Origin of the sequence: Streptomyces abikoensis (genome assembly GCF_014648775.1) — a bacterium.
GTDB classification, from domain to species: domain Bacteria; phylum Actinomycetota; class Actinomycetes; order Streptomycetales; family Streptomycetaceae; genus Streptomyces; species Streptomyces abikoensis.
Map to the genome: position 1 here is coordinate 1,029,907 of NZ_BMRT01000001.1, position 16,700 is coordinate 1,046,606.

Here is a 16,700-nt window from a genome sequence, read left to right on the forward strand (position 1 = left end):
GCGATGCAGTTCGGCCGCACCTATGAGGAATTCACGGTCGGTGACGTCTACAAGCACTGGCCCGGAAAAACGGTCACGGAGTACGACGACCACCTTTTCTGCCTGCTGACCATGAACCACCATCCGCTGCACCTGGACGCCCACTACGCCGGGGGGACGACGGATTTCGGGAAGAACGTGGTGGTGGGGAATTACGTCTACTCCCTGCTGCTGGGCATGTCGGTGCCCGATGTCTCGGGCAAGGCGATCGCCAATCTGGAGATCGAGTCGCTCCGGCACATAGCGCCGACCTTCCACGGCGACACCCTCTACGGCGAGACGAAGGTGCTCGACAAGACCCCGTCGAAGTCGAAGAGCGACCGCGGGATCGTCCACGTCGAGACGATCGGCTACAAGCAGGACGGCACCGTGGTCTGCGTCTTCCGGCGCAAGGTGATGGTGCCCACCGCCGAGTACATCGAGAAGCGCGGCGGGGAGCAGCCCGGCCGCCCCGAGCCGATCATCCGGGAGAAGTGAGATGGGCCGCCTGGCGCGCACCGAAGGGCTGACGGACGTCCAGCGGGAGATTCTCGCCACGGTCCGGGAATTCGTCGACAAAGAGATCATCCCGGTCGCGACCGAGCTGGAGCACCGCGACGAGTACCCCACCCGCATCGTGGAGGGCCTCAAGGAACTCGGGCTCTTCGGGCTGATGATCCCGGAGGAGTACGGGGGCCTGGGTGAGTCCCTTCTCACATACGCCCTGTGCGTCGAGGAGATCGCCCGGGGCTGGATGAGCGTGTCGGGGATCATCAATACGCATTTCATCGTCGCCTACATGCTCAAGCAGCACGGCACCCAGGAGCAGAAGGACCACTTCCTGCCGCGCATGGCGACGGGCGAGGTGCGGGGCGCGTTCTCGATGTCGGAGCCCGGACTGGGCTCGGATGTGTCGGCGATCACATCCAAGGCGGTGCGCGACGGCGACGACTACGTACTGACCGGCCAGAAGATGTGGCTGACCAACGGCGGCTCCTCGACGCTGGTGGCGGTGCTCTGCCGGACGGACGAGGGCCACCCCGAGGGCACGGCCCCGCACCGGTCGATGACCACCTTCCTGATCGAGAAGGAGCCCGGTTTCGGCCAGGTCAAGCCGGGGCTGACCATCCCCGGCAAGATCGAGAAGATGGGCTACAAGGGGGTCGACACCACCGAGCTGATCATGGACGGGCTGCGCGTCCCGGCGGACCGGGTGCTGGGCGGCGCCACCGGCCGCGGCTTCTACCAGATGATGGACGGCGTCGAGGTCGGCCGGGTGAATGTGGCGGCGCGTGGCTGCGGCGTCGCACAGCGTGCCTTCGAGCTGGGCGTTTCCTACGCACAGCAACGTCACACCTTTGGAAAACCCATCGCGCAGCATCAGGCAATTCAGTTCAAGCTTGCCGAAATGGGGACAAAGGTCGAAGCGGCCCATGCGATGATGGTCAATGCCGCCCGGAAGAAGGACTCGGGGCAGCGCAACGATCTCGAGGCCGGCATGGCGAAGTATCTGGCCTCCGAGTACTGCAAGGAGGTCGTCGAGGACGCGTTCCGCATCCACGGCGGTTACGGATTCTCCAAGGAGTACGAGATCGAGCGGCTCTACCGGGAGGCCCCGATGCTCCTGATCGGCGAGGGCACGGCCGAGATCCAGAAAATGATCATCGGCCGCCGGCTGCTGGAGGAGTACCGGATTCAGGGCTGAGACGGGGGTTGACCGGGGATTAAGTCCCATTTACGGTGAGATGGCGGTGATGGTGCAGAGAAGAAGATCACACCCTGTAGTCGCGGTTCGGCCATCGACTGGCCCTGGCGCTTAGCCAGTTGCCGCCCGCAACCGATAGCATCCCCGGAAAGCCGCCGTCCCCCGATCGTTATGCGGCACCCTCCGCTACGAAGGTCACCCATGCCCCACAGCTCTTCCTCTGCACCTCGCGACAGCCTCCGCGGTGTTCGCCTCGCGCGCGGAGCATCGCCGTGGCTCCTGCCGACCGTCGCCACGGCGGCCGTCAGCCTCACCAAGGCCCGCCGCTCCGGACGCTGGGCTGCGCTGGCCGTACCCACCACTGCTCTCGCGGCCGGCATGCTGTGGTTCTTCCGCGACCCCGATCGTGAGATCGGCCAGGGCCGGGTGATCTCCCCGGCCGACGGCGTGGTGCAGAGCATCATGCCCTGGAAGGACGGACGAACCCGCGTCGCGATCTTCATGAGCCCGCTCAACGTCCACGTCAACCGCGCGCCGCTGGCCGGCACGGTGACGTCGGTCGAGCACATCCCGGGCGGATTCGTGCCGGCCTTCAACAAGGAGAGCGAGAACAACGAGCGTGTCGTCTGGCACTTCGACACGGAGCTCGGTGACATCGAGATGGTCCAGATCGCCGGTGCCGTGGCCCGCCGCATCGTCCCCTACGTGGGGGCGGACACCAAGGTGGAGCAGGGCGATCGGATCGGCCTGATCCGCTTCGGTTCGCGCGTCGACGTCTACCTCCCCGAGGGCGTCGAGGTCGCGGTCGAGGTCGGCCAGGCGACCACGGCAGGGGTGACACGTCTTGACCGTGATTGATCCGGACACACAGGCCGCCTGGGTTCCCGAGGCGGAGGCCGAGGACACGGACCCCATGCCGCTGTCCACCCGGCTGTCGATAGCGGACACCCTCACCCTGGGCAACGCGATCTGCGGCTTCATGGCGGTGTACTTCACCACCACCGGCGTCCTCATCCCCCACCTCACGGGGAACGAGGACGGCGGCATGGCCCGCCACAGCGCGGCCACGGCCGTGATACTGATGCTGCTGGCGTCCGTCTTCGACCTCTTCGACGGGCTCGTGGCGCGCAAGCTGCGCAGCTCGGCGATGGGCGCGGAGCTGGACAACCTGTCCGACCTGATCAGCTTCGGCCTGGCGCCCGCGTACTTCGTGGTCGTCTGGGGCATGGTCGCCGACGACGCCCACCAGCGGGTCTCGGCGGTCGCCGCGATCGTGGTGCTGCTCGCGGTCGTCCTGCGGCTGGCGCGCTTCTCGTGCGTGCCGATGCGAGACGGCATCTTCCAGGGCATGCCGAGCCCCTTCGGGGCGCTCACGGTCGTCTCGATCGTGCTGCTGGAGCTGCCCTTCGTGCCGACGCTGCTCGCGATCATGGGTGTGGCGTGGCTGATGGTCAGCCGGGTCGAGTACCCCAAGCCGCGCGGGCCGCTGGCGGTGGCCATGCTCAGCTGGATCGTGCTCAGCATGGGCCTGCTGGCCGCGTGGGCGTTCGACGCGCCCGGCGGTGAGCTCCTCCTCCAGACGGGCTGCGCGCTCCAGGTGGTCCTGGGTGCGGTGATCCCGCTGTTCGCGACGGCGCGGCGGGTGAACACGTTCCGCGACAACCGGCGCGAGGCGCGCGAGGCGGAAGCCACTCAGCTCCGCTGAGTGGAAATGGAACGACGGCGGTGGGGCCGGGCGATCTGCCCGGCCCCACCGCCGTTTCGGCGTTCCCGGCCCCGCTGCGCGGGGCCATCTCCCACCCGCCCACCCGTTGCCCCGCAAAGCGATGCTGGGCAACGGGTGGGCGGGTGGGAAGGGCTCTGGCCTCAGCCGAGGTAGTCGCGGGTGACGCGCTCGGCCAGGCGCTCCAGCAGCGGCCCCGCATGGGCCACGCACCGAGCCGGGTCCGGCTCCAGCTCGGTGAGCGCATAGGCCCGCTGGATGCCCACGCCCGCGAGGGCGGCGGCATCCAAAGAGAGCCGCCCGCACACGGCCACCACCGGCGTCCCGGCCGCCGCCCGTGCCACCCCCACCGGCGCCTTGCCGTGCAGCGTCTGCTCGTCGAGCGAACCCTCCCCCGTGATGACGAGGTCCGCTTCCGCCACCGCCGCGCGGAACCCCAGCACGTCGAGCATCACCTGGATGCCGGGCCGGAAGGCCGCCCCCAGCCCGGCCAGGGCGCCGTAGCCGAGCCCGCCGGCCGCCCCGGCGCCCGGCGCGGCCGCGTGGCGGCCGCCGTCCAGCAGCCGCGCGTAGCGGGCGAGGGCCGCGTCCAGCGCGGCGACGTCCGCCGCGCTCGCCCCCTTCTGGGGTCCGTACACCGCCGCCGCCCCGCGCGGGCCGGTGAGCGGGTTGTCGACGTCGCTCGCGAGCACGATCCGGGTCGCGGCCAGGCGGGGGTCCAGCCCGGACAGGTCGGCGCGGTCGAGCGCGGCGAGGGCGCCGCCCCCGGGGCCGAGGGGGCGCCCGTCCGCGTCGAGGAAGCGCGCCCCGAGCGCGGCGAGCATGCCCGCCCCGCCGTCGGTGGTGGCGCTTCCGCCGACCCCGAGCACGACGGTGCGGGCGCCTGCGTCGAGGGCGGCCCGGACGAGCTCGCCCGTGCCGTACGTGGTCGCGGTGAGCGGCGCGAGGCGCCCGGGCGGCAGCAGTCGCAGCCCGGACGCCTCGGCCATCTCGACCACGGCGGTGCCGCCGTCGCCGCTCAGGGCGTACGCGGCCGTGACCGGCCGCCCCGAGGGCCCGGTCACCGTCGCCTCGCGGCGCCCGTAGCCGGCCGCCAGGGCGGCGGCGACCGTCCCGTCGCCGCCGTCCGCGACCGGCAGCGCCACGGGCACCACCCCCGGCGCCGCCCGCCGCAGCCCGGCGGCCACGTGCCGGGCCACCTCCACGGCGGTCAGCGATCCCTTGAACTTGTCCGCGGCGATCAGTACACGTGTCGGTTCCGCCACCGTGCCGTCCTCGCTTCCCCGGCCCGGAGGCCGTACGGGTCGTCGCGCCGCGGCGACCCTACCGGGGTCAGGAGGTGGCGGGAATCTCCTGGGGATAGAACTGGCGCGCCCAGTGCCGGAAGGAGCCGATGGGGCCGTCGGCGTCGTTCAGCTTGGGGTGGCGCACATACCTCTTGTGGTGCCAGACGGGCAGGTCGACCTCCACATCGTGGACGGTCCACCAGTTCATGCCCACGCTCAGGGCCCGCTCGAGGAAGCGGTGCAGCGGCGCGGGAAGGTGGGGGACCGGATCGGTGGCGACGTACGCCGCCGACCAGAAACGCATGCGCCCCGGTGCGAGCGGAGTGGCCAGCACCCATGCGTACGCGTTCATCCTCAGGCGCGCGAACTCGAACGTGACGAGCGCGCCGCCCACCCCCAGGAGTTGGCACGTGGCCTCCTGCTGCATGGGATAGCGGAGGAGATCCCGCCCGAAGCGGAACGTAAGGGAGTAGAAAGGGCCGTCGCTCTTGGGCTCGGACACCACGTCGACGTAATGGAGGCCGTGGAGTTCGCGCAGATGGCCGTAGTCGACAAGGTTCTCCAGGACGTCCTGCGGCTGGCCCGCCACGTCGATCGTCCGGAACGTGCAGGGTGTCGAGGAGGCGGGGAATTCAGGGAGCTCCCAGGTCGGTGGCGTACCGTCCGGGGAATGCCAGAGCCACACGATGCCTTGTTTCTCGCAGACCGGCAGGAGGTTCAGGGACAGCCTCGGCGGCGTCCCGTAAGGCGTGCGGGCGCAGGTCCCGTCCGGCGCGAAGCCGAATCGGTGGAACGGGCACACCAGGAGATCGTCCTCGACGGTGCTGCCGGCCCCCAGGTGGGCACCGAGGTGCGGGCAGTACGGGTTGGTCGCCTTCAGCGCACCGGAGCGGGTCCGGTACACCACCACGTCGGCTCCCATGAACCGGCAGGTGCGGACGTCTCCCGGCCGCCATTCGCTGGAGAATCCCACACAGAACCATCCCGACGGGTACGGGAGGGACTCCTCGTGATTCTCGTTCGCCGCGAGTGCCGGGTATTTCGACTTGTAGTTGCGCACACGCATGACCAGCTCCATCCACTCGATGTCTGGCGATTTCGGTACCGGCGGTTCAGGGGGTGATGAAACCGGATGTGCGCCGGTAGCGGAGAGTGGTCTCCTGCCAGCGGAAATATCCGGAGGTGCCCTCCTTCAGCATCCGCACGCCACGCAGAACGGGCTCCTTCGCCCGGGAATGCGGGTCCTCCGGCAGATCCACCAGTTCCTGCAGGCGCTCCGCGACTCTCACGAAGTCCCGCATGCGTTGCTCGACCATGTGCGCCGCCTGATAGGCGGCATCCTGCAATGACAGGCCGCGGGCCTCGCGCAGCACCAGGACCAGATTGTGGGGGTTCCGGTAGAGCAGATCCTTGCGGACGGTGAACGTGTCGTTGGACCACAGCCACAGTTCGCTGGCGAAAGCCCGCAATTCGCCGTAGAGACCGTGTCGCAGTGAGTCGGGGACATCCACGCCCTGCAGTCCCTCCAACATGTCGATGGAGCACCGCGTGGCCCCGTTCACCCGGCGCAGCCGCAGATAGGAATTCAGGTCGGGGATCGCCTCGGCGGCCCGGTTCCTCGTCTCGTCCGACATGGCGCGCAGGTATATGCGGACCGACACCGGGAATCGGCGGCGCACGCTCTCGGGGGCACGCGCGTGGAGCTCCCGCCAGATGTCCGCCAGGGCACGCGCCAACGGAAGGGTGAAGGAGTCGTCGGGCGGCCCGGGCGGCTCCGTCAGGGCCCGGTCGACCTGGACGAGGGCCGCGCGGAACGCGATGGGGTCACGGCCCAGCGGTCCGTCGTCGAAGATGTCGTCCCAGAGGAACAGCCAAATGATCCATTTCGCCAGGATGACCGCTCCTTCGCGGTCCAGGCGCGGGCACCAGAGCGCGGAGAACATGCCGCACTGCATGTCGGTCAGGCGCTGGACAGCCGCCGGCGTACGGTCCAGACCGTACTCGTGCGCCCACTGGACGGCCGCCTTTTCCGCGTACTCGTGATGAGGGCTGAGCACGACGGGAAATGGGATCTCGTATCGAGGGACCCGATATTCCTTGAGGGCCAGTTGATCGCTCTCAAACGATTCGGAAAACAGCAGGGACTTGCTCACACGTCTCCCCTTCCGACCGAAATCCGAACTCCGTTGACCGGCTTGGCGCATGATTCTTTGCTGCCCTCACCGTGCGCCTCACAAACGACGAGCAGTCACGTCCGAGCGCGCACTGGGGCGCGGAGCGCATCCGTGACGGACCAGCAAGATCAATGACCGGGGACGCGCCCCTTCGCATCACTCAGGCGCCTTTGCGCCGTCCACCGTGGCGAGACCTCACAACCCGTGCCGTCGATCCCTGTCCGCATAGGCCGCGATTGCCTCGCCGAAATGACGATGGTCGAAATCCGGCCAGTAGACCGGCGTGAAGTAGAACTCCGCGTATGCCGTCTGCCACGGCATGAATCCGGACAGCCGGCTCTCCCCGGACGTCCGGATCAAAAGATCGACATCCGGCTGTCCCGCGGTGGACAGGAAGTCCGCCAGCCGCTGCTCAGTGAGCCTCCCGACGAGCGAGCCCTCGGCGTAGGCGCTGATGAGCGCCTGAGCCGCAGCGACGATTTCCCGCCGCCCGTCGTACGCGACCGCCACCGTCAGCCGGGCTCCCGGCGCCATGGCGGAATCCCGCTCCACGGCCCGGAGCGCCGCCGCCTGCTCCTGGTGCGGGAGATGCTCAAGGGATCCGACGATCCTGATCGACCAGCGCCCCTCCGCGGCGATCCGTTCCAACCCCTCGGTGATCGCCTCCACGATCTGGTCGACGACCTTGGGCTCCCGGCAGAGGTTGTCCTGGGACAGCGCCCAGGTCGTGACGCACGGGATGCCCGCCTCCTCGCACCAGCCCAGCAGCTCGCGCACCCGGTCGGCCCCCGCCCGGTAGGCGTCGGCCAGAGGCAGACCGTGCCGCTCCGCCCAACGGCGGTTGCCGTCGAGGATGACCGCCAGATGCCGGGGCACCTTGCCCACGTGGCCGTGCGGGCGGGAAGACCAAGGATGCGTTTCGGGCAGCATGACCGCTCCCCCAGCTCGAACATCGGATGGCTTATTTCTCTTTTCATCCTGACATCGCACGAACAGGGCGCCAGGGCGCGGCAGCAGGGCGCATGGACGCAGGCCCGGCGTACCGCACACCCCGCTGGGAACCCGTAGGGGCCGGGGGGCTCACGCGCGTCGCACGCGCTCTTGGGGTAACCGCCGCACTCCCCCCGGGCCCGGGCGGCGTGCCAGCGTCACCGATCGGGGCGTTCCCGGCCATAGTGGGGCGTCATGAGCACCGAGCACACGGAGCGCGCGGAGGCCCCGGACGCGCCCCTCGTCGCCATCGGCATGGCCGCGGTCCTGGCCGTCGTGGCCTGGGCCGCGCTGGCCGGGAAATCCTTCGACCGGGTCTCGACCTCGGCCCTGGGCTGGGTGCTGTCCAATTTCGCCTGGCTGTTCGTGATCGCGGCCGATGTGTTCCTCGCGCTGTGCGTGGTGATCGCCTTCAGCCGCTATGGCCGGATCCGGCTGGGCGCGGACGACTCGACGCCCGAGTTCGGCAACCTGGCGTGGATCGCGATGATGTTCAGCGCCGGCATGGGCATCGGGCTGATGTTCTACGGCGTCGGCGAGCCGCTCCAGCACTTCGTCTCCCCGCCCCCGGGCAGCGGGGTGAGCACCGACTCCCCCGCCGCCGCGCGCACGGCCCTGGAGTACTCGTTCTTCCACTGGACGCTCCACCCGTGGGCCATCTACGGCACGGCCGGGCTCGCGCTCGCCTACGCCGGCTTCCGCAAAGGACGGGGCAACCGGCTCAGTTCGGTGTTCGTCCCCCTGCTCGGCAAGGAGCGGGCGGACGGCTGGCCGGGGCGGGTCGTCGACCTCCTCGCGGTCTTCGCGACCGTCTTCGGCACCGCGACCAGCCTGGGCCTGGGCGCCCTCCAGGTGTCCAAGGGGCTGAACATCACGGCCGGGGTGAAGGACACCACGGGCCTCGAACTCGTCATCATCGCGGTGCTGTCGGCCGCCTTCGTCCTCTCCGCCTTCTCCGGGCTCCACAAGGGCGTCAAATGGCTCAGCACGCTCAACATCGTGCTCGCCGCCGTCCTGATGCTCTTCGTCTTCCTGCTCGGGCCGACCGTGTTCGTCCTCAACACGGTCCCGGCCGCCACGGGCGGCTACCTCCACGACCTGCTCACGCTCGCCACCCGTACCGGCGCCTTCACCGACTCCCAGTGGCTGGGCGCCTGGACGATCTTCTACTGGGCGTGGTGGCTGTCGTGGGCGCCGTTCGTCGGCACGTTCATCGCCCGGATCTCCCACGGCCGGACGGTCCGCCAGTTCCTCGTCGGGGTACTGCTGGTGCCCAGCGGGGCGACGGTGGTGTGGTTCTGCGTCATGGGCGGCAGCGCGCTGCGCCTGGACCTGACCGGGGCCGCCGACATGGCGGGCACGGTCAAGGAGGGCGCGGAGGCCTCCCTGTTCGCCCTGCTGGACACCCTGCCGCTGGCCACGCTCACCTCGTGGATCGCGATGGCGCTGGTCATGACGTACTTCATCACCAGCGCGGACTCCGCGTCCCTGGTGATGGGCTCGCTCTCCAGCCGGGGCGCCCTCCATCCGCGCACCTGGCTGGTGGTGGTGTGGGGCGTGCTGATGGCCGCGGTGGCGGCGGTACTGCTGGTGGCGGGCGGGCTGAAGTCCCTCCAGTCGGCGACGATCCTGGTGGCGCTGCCCTTCGTGCTGGTGATGCTTGCCGTGTGCTGGGCGCTGCTGTCCGAACTACGGACGGACCCGGGCGCCGGACCCGCGCCGCACCACGCCCTCCACGGGCTGCGGGACGCCCTGCGGACGATGGTCGGCGAAGCCGTCACCGAGCGGGGCCCGGTGCGCCACCACCGGCTGCGCCGGCTCGCGGAGAGCACGCGGGACCGGGACGAGGAGGGGCCGGGCGGAACCGGGTCCTCCTGACCAGGGCGTCGGGGCGTCGCGGCACCGAAAAACCCGCGTGCCGCCGCGACCCGGCGCACGTACGCTCACGCCATGACAAACGCACGGCCTCTCGTGGCGATCCTCAGCGGCGCCGGCATCTCCACCGACTCCGGCATCCCCGACTACCGGGGACCGAACGGCCTGTGGCGGCGGGACCCGGAGGCCGAGAAGCTCGTCACGTACGAGTACTACATGGCGGATCCCGAGATCCGCCGCCGGTCCTGGCAGATGCGGCGGGACGCGCCGACGCTGACCGCCCGGCCGAACGCCGCGCACGAGGCGGTGGTCCGCCTGGAGCGGTCCGGCACCCCCGTGCGCGTCATCACGCAGAACGTCGACGGACTGCACCAGATGGCGGGCATGCCGGAGCGCAAGGTCCTCGAACTGCACGGCACGGCGCGGGCGGTGGTGTGCACCCGGTGCCACGCGCGGTCCGGCATGACGGAGGCGCTGGAACGGGTCGCGGCCGGCGACCCCGACCCGGCGTGCGAGGCATGCGGCGGGATCCTGAAGTCGGCGACGGTCATGTTCGGCGAGGGCCTGGACCCGGAGGTGCTGGGCCAGGCGGTGGCCGTCGCCAAGGCCTGCGAGGTGTTCATCGCGGTCGGTACGACCCTCAAGGTGCACCCCGCCGCCTCCCTCGCCGGTCTCGCGGCCGACCACGGTGCCCGGCTGATCATCGTCAACGCCGAGCCCACGCCGTACGACGACCGCGCCGACGAGATCGTGCGCGAGCCGATCGGCACCGCGTTGCCGGCGCTGCTGGCCCGGCTGGGCGGTACCGCCCCGTAGGGGGCGCGGGGCAGGGCTGATATGCGGCTACCGCCGCGCGGGCGCGACAAGCCCCCACCGGCCCGCGGGCATCCGGACCGTGATTCTGGCGGACCGCTCAAAACAGCCTTCCGGGGGCACCCTCGTGGGCCAACAGCCGCCGCTTGCGCTCCAGCCCACCGCCATACCCCGTCAGATCTCCGCTCGCGCCGACGACCCGATGGCAGGGGACGATGATGCCCACGGGGTTCTTCCCGTTGGCGAGGCCGACGGCCCGGGCGGCGCCCGGGGCGCCGAGGCGCTCGGCGAGCTCGCCGTAGGAGACGGTCCGCCCGTAGGGGATCCGCCGCAGCTCCTCCCAGACGCGGCGCTGGAAGGGCGTGCCCTCCAGGCGCAGGGGGAGGTCGAATCCGGTGCGTTCGCCCGCGAAGTACGCGGTCAGCTGGCGGATCGCCTCGGGGAACGGCCCGTCGGCGTCGAGGGGTTCGTCCTCCCGGTCGCCGAAGCTCTCCTGGGGAGGGCGGTGGCGCTGGCCGGTCATGTAGAGGCCGGAGAGGACGCCGTCGGTGGCGACGAGCGTCAGGGGGCCGTAGGGGCTGTCAATGACGGTGTGGACGCGGACGTAGGTCATGGGAGGTCTCCTCGCGGGCGGGGCGTCAGACGGGCATGCGGGTGGTGGCGTGGTCGTCGGCCGACCACAGGTACTGGACGGCGTAGGCGCGCCAGGGCCGCCAGGCCGCGGCGTGCCGGGTCAGCGCGGCGGGAGTCGCGGGCAGTCCGGTCCGGGCGGCCGCGCGGCGTACGCCGAGGTCGGTGGCGGGGAAGGCGTCGGGGTCGCCGAGGGCGCGCATCGCGATGATCTCCGCCGTCCAGGGCCCGATGCCCGGCAGCGCGGCGAGCCGCGCGCGGGCGCGCGAGCGGTCGCCGCCGACGCCGAGGGCGAGTTCGCCGTCGGCGAGCTCCCGGACGGTGCGGACGAGGCAGGCCCGGCGGCCGGCGGGCATGGCCAGGGCGGCGGGGTCGAGGGCGGCGAGCGCCTCGGTGGACGGGAAGAGGTGGGTGAGCCCGGCGCCGGGGCCGCCCTCGGGCGGGGTGACGGGTTCGCCGTGCGCGGCGACGAGCCGTGCGGCGAGGGTGCGGGCGGCGGCCGTCGACACCTGCTGGCCCAGCACGGCCCGTACGGCGAACTCCTCGCCGTCCACCGTGCGCGGGACGCGCCGGCCGGGGGCGGCGTCGACGAGGGGCGCGAGCGCCGGGTCGGCGCGCAGCCGTTCGTCGACGGCCTCGGGGTCGGCGTCGAGGTCGAGCAGTCCCCGGCAGCGGCTGATGGCGCCGGCCAGGTCGCGCAGGTCGGTGAGGGCGAGCCGGCAGTCGATGTGGCCGGACCGGGGGGCGAGCGCGACCGTGCCCGGCCCGTGGGGGAGGCGCAGGGTGCGGTGGTACGCGCCGTCGCGCCACTCCTCCACGCCGGGGACGGCGGTGGCGGCGAGCATCCCGAAGAGGTTGTCGGGGCACAGGGGCGCCCGGAAGGGCAGGCGCAGCGCCAGGGTGCCGGGGGTGGCGGGGCCCCGGCCGCGCGCGGCGCGGGCGCGCAGGTCGCTGGGGGTGAGCGCGAAGACCTCGCGGACGGTCTCGTTGAAGGTGCGCAGGGCGGAGAACCCGGCGGCGAAGGCGACGTCGGCCATGGGCAGGTCGCTGGTCTCGATCAGGACGCGTGCGGTCTGGGCGCGCTGGGCCCGGGCGAGGGCGAGGGGTCCGGCGCCGAGCTCGGCGAGCAGCCGTCGTTCTATCTGGCGGGTGCTGTAGCCGAGGCGGGCGGCGAGGCCGCCGACGCCTTCGCGGTCGACCGTGCCGTCGGCGATGAGGCGCATGGCGCGGGCGACGAGGTCGGCGCGTTCGTTCCACTGCGGCGAACCGGGGGCGGCGTCGGGCCGGCAGCGTTTGCAGGCGCGGAAGCCGGCCTGCTGGGCGGCGGCCGCGCTGGGGTAGAAGGTCATGTTCCGTTCCTTCGGCGGCACTACGGGGCAGCTGGGGCGGCAGTAGACGCGTGTGGTGAGGACGGCGGTGAAGAACCAGCCGTCGAAGCGCGCGTCCTTGGAGTGGACGGCCCGTACGCAGCGGTCGAAGTCGGTGTGCATGTCTCCAGGGTCGATCTTCCAAGGGCCCCGGTGCTCGCGGAAATCCGACATCGAGGTCGCCGGGCCGACGGGCCCTTCTGTCAATAGTGGTTGACAGTCACCTCTTGTCATCCTAGGTTGACAGCATGGCCGGAACCGAAGCGACGGAAGCCAACGACGCGGTGGGCACCACCGAAGCCGCGATGAGCCCGGACCCCCGGGTGGGGCTGCGTGCCGTCGCCGCACTGCGGCGGCTGGTGGAGCGGCTGGAGGCCCTGCAGGTCGACAGCGCGCGGCGGCAGGGCTGGTCCTGGGAGGAGATCGGGAGCGCCCTCGGGGTCAGCAGGCAGGCGGTCCACAAGAAGCACGCCAGGAGGTAGACAGACATGTTCGAACGATTCACCAAGGACGCGCGCACCGTGGTCGTCGAGGCCCAGGAGGAGGCGCGCGCGCTGGGGCACACGCGGATCGGCACGGAACACCTACTGCTGGCGATCACCTGCAGCACGGGGGCGCCGGTCGGTACCACGCTGGCCCGCTTCGGCGTCACCGCCGAGAGCTGCCGCGCCGCCTTCGACCCGGCACCGGGCGCCTCGGACGGCCACTTCGACGAGGACGACGCGGAGGCGCTGCGCGCCTTCGGCATCGACCTCGACGCGGTGCGCGACCAGGCGGAGCGGGCGTTCGGCCCCGGCGCGCTGGACGCGCCGCCGCCGGCACTCGAACCGGCGGGCCGGCGGCTGTTCGGGCTGGGCCGCAACCCCGCCGGACTCGTGGGCCACATCCCCTTCGAGCCCCGCGCCAAGAAGGTACTGGAGAGGTCGCTGCGCGAGGCGCGGACGCTGAGGAGCGATCACATCGGCCTGGAACACGTCCTGCTGGGCGTGCTCGGCTGCGACGACGGGGCGACGGCGGCCTACTTCCGCCGCCTCGGCGTGGACCCCGCGGCGCTGCGCGCCGGGGTGCTGGCCGACCTGGGCCAGGCGGCGTAGGCCGGGCGGAGGCGCCGGGTCACGGCTTTTACGGTTCCCGGTAGTTGCCAATTGGATCAATCAGTCGTTGGGCCGGTCGTGCCGATGACTGACGCGCGGTGGGCCGCGCGGACCGAGCCGTTGCTCCCGGACCGTACTTCACACGCGACCTCGGATTTCCGGTCGCCCGTCACCCGCATACTGCTGGCCAGCGACGGCCTGACCACCGTTCTGCTCCAGGCACTCACACAAGCGGCCCTCACACCGCGGGTGGACGGTGTCGAGACGACGCCGGGAAGGCAGGTGGAGGCGGCCGCGCGCGGGCTGTTGGCCCTGGCGGCGGACGACGAGTGCCTGGTGCGCCGCACCCGCCTGGTCAGCCGTGACGGGGAGGTGGTGTCGGTCAACATCGTGGTGGCGCGGGCCGGTAAGGACCAACGGGTCGACGCGGCGATGCGGGATCGGACCCGGCCCATCGGGTTCGCGTTCGCCGCGGCGGGCCTGCCGATGAGCCGCCGGATCAACCGGACCGGCCTGACGCGATGGCCGCAGACGCCGGCCACGCACTGCGCTTTCAAGGACTACACCCTGAACGCCGCCGACAAGCCGTGGGCCTATATCCGCGAGCTGTTCAGCCCCCGTGTCGTTCCGCCCGGGACACGGACCGAGGCGGCGACAGCCGGAGGGCGTGCCTGAGATGTTCCGTGACGCACTGATCGACGCGCTCTCCGCGAACGACGCCGGCATCGCCGTCCTCGACGGGACCGCGGCCCATTCCTATGCCGAGTTGGACGACTGGTCCTCCTCACTGGCCGCCACGCTGCGCCCGCTGGCGGACACCCCGGAGGACTGCGCCGCGGTGCTCCTGCCCAACGGCGGTTCCTGGATCGCCGCGTATCTCGCCGTCCACAAGGCGGGCATGGCGGTGGCACCGGTGAACGCCGTGCTCACCGAGCACGAGATCGCCCGCGTGCTGGAGCACGTCCGCCCCCGGGCGGTGCTGACCGGCCCGGAACAGGCGGACGGCGTCGAGGAACTGTGCACCGGGCGGGGGCTGCGCGTGCACGTGATCACGGTGCCGCCGGAACGACCGGTCGCACGCGGTCCACGCGGAGCGGCAGGAGACGTGAGGCAACGCTCCGAGGCGGACGCCCCTTGCATGGTCATGCACACATCGGGATCGACGGGTGCCTGCCGTCCTCTGGTCCAGACAGGACGGGCGCTCCACCTCGCGACCGGCTTCTGGCACCGCCGGCACCGCGCCCCCGATGACGTGGTGGCCGTCCCCATCCCCCTCGCGCACGCCTACGGCCATCTCGCGGCGGTCTCGACCCTGCTGGCGGGGGCGACGCTGCTGGTCTCCTCCCGTGCCTTCGAGCCGACCCGGTGGCTGGAGGAGCTGGCCGCCCGCGACGTCACCGTCGTCGAAGCGGTGCCGACCGTCTACCGCGGGCTGCTGGAGGCCTCCGACGGGCGGTGGCGGCCGGCCGCTCTGCGGCGCTGCCTGAGCGCGGGGCAGCAGACGCCCGCCGGCCTGCGCGAGGACTGGCACCGGCGCACCGGCGTCGAGTTGCTGCAGAGCTGGGGGATGACCGAACTCGGCGGCCCGGGACTGAGCCCCACCACGGATTCCTGCCGGGACAGTGCCGGCGTCCCCGTCCCGGGCCTGGAAGTCCGCGTCGTCGACCACCGCGCATCCGGCCGACCGGCGCCGGCCGGCACGGCCGGCGAGCTGTGGGTGCGAGGCGCCCAGGTCACCCCCGGCCGCCGGACCGGCTCCCGGCAGGTGATCCCCGTCACCGACGACGACGGCTGGCTGCGCACCGGCGACTTGGTGCTCCGCGACGAACACGGCTGCGTCCGCGTCGTCGGACGCTCCAAGGACACCATCATGACCGGCGGGTACAGCGTGGAGCCCGCCGAGGTCGAGGACGTCCTGCGTACTCACCCCCGGGTCGAGGACGCCGCCGTGATCGCCCGTGCGGATCACCGGCGCGGCGAGGTCCCTCATGCCGTGGTCGTTCCCGGGCCCGGCGGCCGGCCGGACGCCGAGGAACTTCTCGTGCACTGCCGCCGTCTGCTCGCCCGGTACAAGGTGCCCCGCTCCGTCGACTTCGCCGAGCGGCTGCCCCTTTCGGCCACCGGCAAACTTGACCGTGCCGCGTTGCGCGAGCGCTACGGCGTACCCGAGCAGGAGGACATGTCCCATGCCGCCGTATGACGGGACCAGCACACGCGTTGCCGATGGTGACCCGCCCGTCGTCGTCATCACCGGTGCCACCGGCGGGCTCGGGGCGGCCATCGCCACCGCCTGTGCCGAACGGGGTTTCCGGCTGGCCGTCGTCGCGCGCACCCGCCCGGCGCTGGAGCGCCTCGCCACCGCGCTGCCCACGCGACCTGGCCGTCCGGTCACACCGGTGTGCGCCGATGTCAGCGACATGGCGGCGGCCGCCGCCGCCATACGGCGGATCCATTCCGACCTCGGCCGCGTCGACGTCCTCATCGACAACGCCGGCGTGGAAGGCCCCATCGGCCTCACCTGGGAGATCCCGGTCGAACAGTGGTGGGAGGCGGTGCGCGTCAACACACTGAGCACCTTCGCCACCGTGCACGCCGTGCTTCCGCTGATGATCCGTCACGGTGGCGGCCGTGTCATCAGCATCAGCAGCGCGGCGGGACGGCACCGCTGGCCCACGCTGTCGTCCTACTCCGTCGCCAAGGCCGCTGGCATCACGTTCATCGAGAACATCGCCAGCGAGGCCCGCCCTCACAACGTCCTGGCCTTCAGCCTCCACCCGGGGCTCGTGGCGACCGGACTCACCACGAGCGCGCTCACCGAGATCGACTCGGCCGACCCCTGGCGCCGCCGCCGCGCCCGCTGGATCCGTGCGGAGATCGAGGCCGGGCGGTCCGTTCCGCTCCCCCGGGCGGTCGGCGCCGTCCTCGAACTGGCCACGGGCCCGGCCGCGGCGCTGTCGGGCCGCTACCTGACGGTCGAGGACGTCCACGGCGCGGTCCGGCAGGGGTGAACCGACAGGGGGGACCC

At 71.6% G+C, this 16,700-nt stretch carries 17 protein-coding genes; 11 read left to right on the top strand and 6 right to left on the bottom strand.

Translation table 11 applies throughout. From position 1 onward, the window contains the following. The first annotated feature begins 3 nt into the window (after window positions 1-3). From IE096_RS04430 to pssA, 4 genes are all read left to right on the top strand, one after another. Window positions 4-516, top strand: a complete 513-nt coding sequence (locus IE096_RS04430) for a MaoC family dehydratase (RefSeq protein WP_189448553.1) — start codon at window positions 4-6, stop codon at window positions 514-516. A gap of 1 nt (window position 517) precedes the next feature. Next, entirely contained in the window at window positions 518-1,723 is a 1,206-nt protein-coding gene (locus IE096_RS04435; RefSeq protein ID WP_189448554.1) for an acyl-CoA dehydrogenase family protein, read from the top strand. Window positions 1,724-1,924: 201 nt separating this feature from the next. Then, window positions 1,925-2,581 (top strand): phosphatidylserine decarboxylase, encoded by a 657-nt coding sequence (locus IE096_RS04440; protein WP_126916711.1) that lies wholly within the window; start codon window positions 1,925-1,927, stop codon window positions 2,579-2,581. Continuing rightward, entirely contained in the window at window positions 2,568-3,428 is an 861-nt protein-coding gene (pssA, locus tag IE096_RS04445; protein WP_189448556.1) for a CDP-diacylglycerol--serine O-phosphatidyltransferase, read from the top strand. Before IE096_RS04440 ends, pssA begins: the two co-directional genes overlap by 14 nt. 161 nt (window positions 3,429-3,589) lie before the next feature. Here pssA and IE096_RS04450 read toward each other — a convergent pair whose 3' ends face one another. The 4 genes from IE096_RS04450 to uppS form a co-directional block, all read right to left on the bottom strand. After that, a complete protein-coding gene (locus IE096_RS04450; protein WP_189448558.1) occupies window positions 3,590-4,711 on the bottom strand; it encodes a glycerate kinase in 1,122 nt (373 codons plus the stop codon). Window positions 4,712-4,778: 67 nt separating this feature from the next. Continuing rightward, entirely contained in the window at window positions 4,779-5,798 is a 1,020-nt protein-coding gene (locus IE096_RS04455; RefSeq protein WP_189448559.1) for an aromatic ring-hydroxylating oxygenase subunit alpha, read from the bottom strand. 46 nt (window positions 5,799-5,844) lie between these two features. After that, a complete protein-coding gene (locus tag IE096_RS04460) occupies window positions 5,845-6,885 on the bottom strand; it encodes a terpene synthase family protein (protein ID WP_189448561.1) in 1,041 nt (346 codons plus the stop codon). 216 nt (window positions 6,886-7,101) lie between these two features. After that, window positions 7,102-7,836 (bottom strand): polyprenyl diphosphate synthase, encoded by a 735-nt coding sequence (gene uppS / locus IE096_RS04465; RefSeq protein WP_189448563.1) that lies wholly within the window; start codon window positions 7,834-7,836, stop codon window positions 7,102-7,104. A 255-nt stretch (window positions 7,837-8,091) separates the two neighbouring features. On the opposite strand from uppS, the gene IE096_RS04470 reads away from it, so the two are divergent. Together IE096_RS04470 and IE096_RS04475 are read left to right on the top strand one after the other, a co-directional pair. Then, complete coding sequence (locus IE096_RS04470) at window positions 8,092-9,774, top strand: BCCT family transporter (RefSeq protein ID WP_189448564.1); 1,683 nt, start codon at window positions 8,092-8,094, stop codon at window positions 9,772-9,774. 72 nt (window positions 9,775-9,846) lie between these two features. Next, a complete protein-coding gene (locus tag IE096_RS04475) occupies window positions 9,847-10,587 on the top strand; it encodes an SIR2 family NAD-dependent protein deacylase (RefSeq protein WP_189448566.1) in 741 nt (246 codons plus the stop codon). A gap of 97 nt (window positions 10,588-10,684) precedes the next feature. On the opposite strand, the gene IE096_RS04480 is transcribed toward IE096_RS04475, so the two are convergent. Further along, window positions 10,685-11,197, bottom strand: coding sequence for a methylated-DNA--[protein]-cysteine S-methyltransferase (locus IE096_RS04480; protein WP_189448568.1), 513 nt, complete (start codon window positions 11,195-11,197; stop codon window positions 10,685-10,687). Between the two features lie 25 nt (window positions 11,198-11,222). Then, window positions 11,223-12,704: a DNA-3-methyladenine glycosylase 2 family protein gene (locus IE096_RS04485; protein WP_189448569.1), complete on the bottom strand. Its 1,482-nt coding sequence runs from the start codon at window positions 12,702-12,704 to the stop codon at window positions 11,223-11,225. 125 nt (window positions 12,705-12,829) lie between these two features. Between IE096_RS04485 and IE096_RS04490 the strand changes: the two genes are divergently transcribed. The 5 genes from IE096_RS04490 (at window position 12,830) to IE096_RS04510 (ending at window position 16,683) form a co-directional block, all read left to right on the top strand. Next, the gene (locus tag IE096_RS04490) at window positions 12,830-13,063 is read left to right on the top strand and encodes a helix-turn-helix domain-containing protein (protein ID WP_189449723.1); all 234 of its coding nucleotides are present in this window, start codon (window positions 12,830-12,832) and stop codon (window positions 13,061-13,063) included. Window positions 13,064-13,069: 6 nt separating this feature from the next. Continuing rightward, the gene (locus IE096_RS04495; RefSeq protein WP_189448571.1) at window positions 13,070-13,675 is read left to right on the top strand and encodes a Clp protease N-terminal domain-containing protein; all 606 of its coding nucleotides are present in this window, start codon (window positions 13,070-13,072) and stop codon (window positions 13,673-13,675) included. A gap of 84 nt (window positions 13,676-13,759) precedes the next feature. Further along, on the top strand, window positions 13,760-14,350 hold the full coding sequence (locus IE096_RS04500) for a hypothetical protein (RefSeq protein ID WP_189448573.1): 591 nt from the start codon (window positions 13,760-13,762) through the stop codon (window positions 14,348-14,350). 1 nt (window position 14,351) lies between these two features. Next, window positions 14,352-15,875 carry a class I adenylate-forming enzyme family protein gene (locus IE096_RS04505; protein ID WP_189448574.1) on the top strand — a complete coding sequence of 508 codons (1,524 nt, stop codon included), beginning with the start codon at window positions 14,352-14,354 and terminating at the stop codon, window positions 15,873-15,875. Beyond that, window positions 15,862-16,683 (top strand): SDR family NAD(P)-dependent oxidoreductase, encoded by an 822-nt coding sequence (locus IE096_RS04510; protein WP_189448576.1) that lies wholly within the window; start codon window positions 15,862-15,864, stop codon window positions 16,681-16,683. The genes IE096_RS04505 and IE096_RS04510 overlap by 14 nt, the downstream gene beginning before the upstream one ends. Window positions 16,684-16,700 lie beyond the last annotated feature (17 nt).

Excerpts from the sequence above, each read along its gene's own strand:
- IE096_RS04430 (WP_189448553.1), top strand. The coding sequence starts at position 4 with ATGCAGTTCGGCCGCACCTATGAGGAATTCACGGTCGGTGACGTCTAC.
- IE096_RS04505 (WP_189448574.1), top strand. The coding sequence starts at position 14,352 with ATGTTCCGTGACGCACTGATCGACGCGCTCTCCGCGAACGACGCCGGC.
- IE096_RS04490 (WP_189449723.1), top strand. The coding sequence starts at position 12,830 with ATGGCCGGAACCGAAGCGACGGAAGCCAACGACGCGGTGGGCACCACC.
- IE096_RS04480 (WP_189448568.1), bottom strand. The coding sequence starts at position 11,197 with ATGACCTACGTCCGCGTCCACACCGTCATTGACAGCCCCTACGGCCCC.
- IE096_RS04440 (WP_126916711.1), top strand. The coding sequence starts at position 1,925 with ATGCCCCACAGCTCTTCCTCTGCACCTCGCGACAGCCTCCGCGGTGTT.
- IE096_RS04475 (WP_189448566.1), top strand. The coding sequence starts at position 9,847 with ATGACAAACGCACGGCCTCTCGTGGCGATCCTCAGCGGCGCCGGCATC.
- IE096_RS04470 (WP_189448564.1), top strand. The coding sequence starts at position 8,092 with ATGAGCACCGAGCACACGGAGCGCGCGGAGGCCCCGGACGCGCCCCTC.
- IE096_RS04485 (WP_189448569.1), bottom strand. The coding sequence starts at position 12,704 with ATGCACACCGACTTCGACCGCTGCGTACGGGCCGTCCACTCCAAGGAC.
- IE096_RS04500 (WP_189448573.1), top strand. The coding sequence starts at position 13,760 with ATGACTGACGCGCGGTGGGCCGCGCGGACCGAGCCGTTGCTCCCGGAC.
- IE096_RS04435 (WP_189448554.1), top strand. The coding sequence starts at position 518 with ATGGGCCGCCTGGCGCGCACCGAAGGGCTGACGGACGTCCAGCGGGAG.
- IE096_RS04455 (WP_189448559.1), bottom strand. The coding sequence starts at position 5,798 with ATGCGTGTGCGCAACTACAAGTCGAAATACCCGGCACTCGCGGCGAAC.
- uppS (WP_189448563.1), bottom strand. The coding sequence starts at position 7,836 with ATGCTGCCCGAAACGCATCCTTGGTCTTCCCGCCCGCACGGCCACGTG.
- IE096_RS04510 (WP_189448576.1), top strand. The coding sequence starts at position 15,862 with ATGCCGCCGTATGACGGGACCAGCACACGCGTTGCCGATGGTGACCCG.
- IE096_RS04495 (WP_189448571.1), top strand. The coding sequence starts at position 13,070 with ATGTTCGAACGATTCACCAAGGACGCGCGCACCGTGGTCGTCGAGGCC.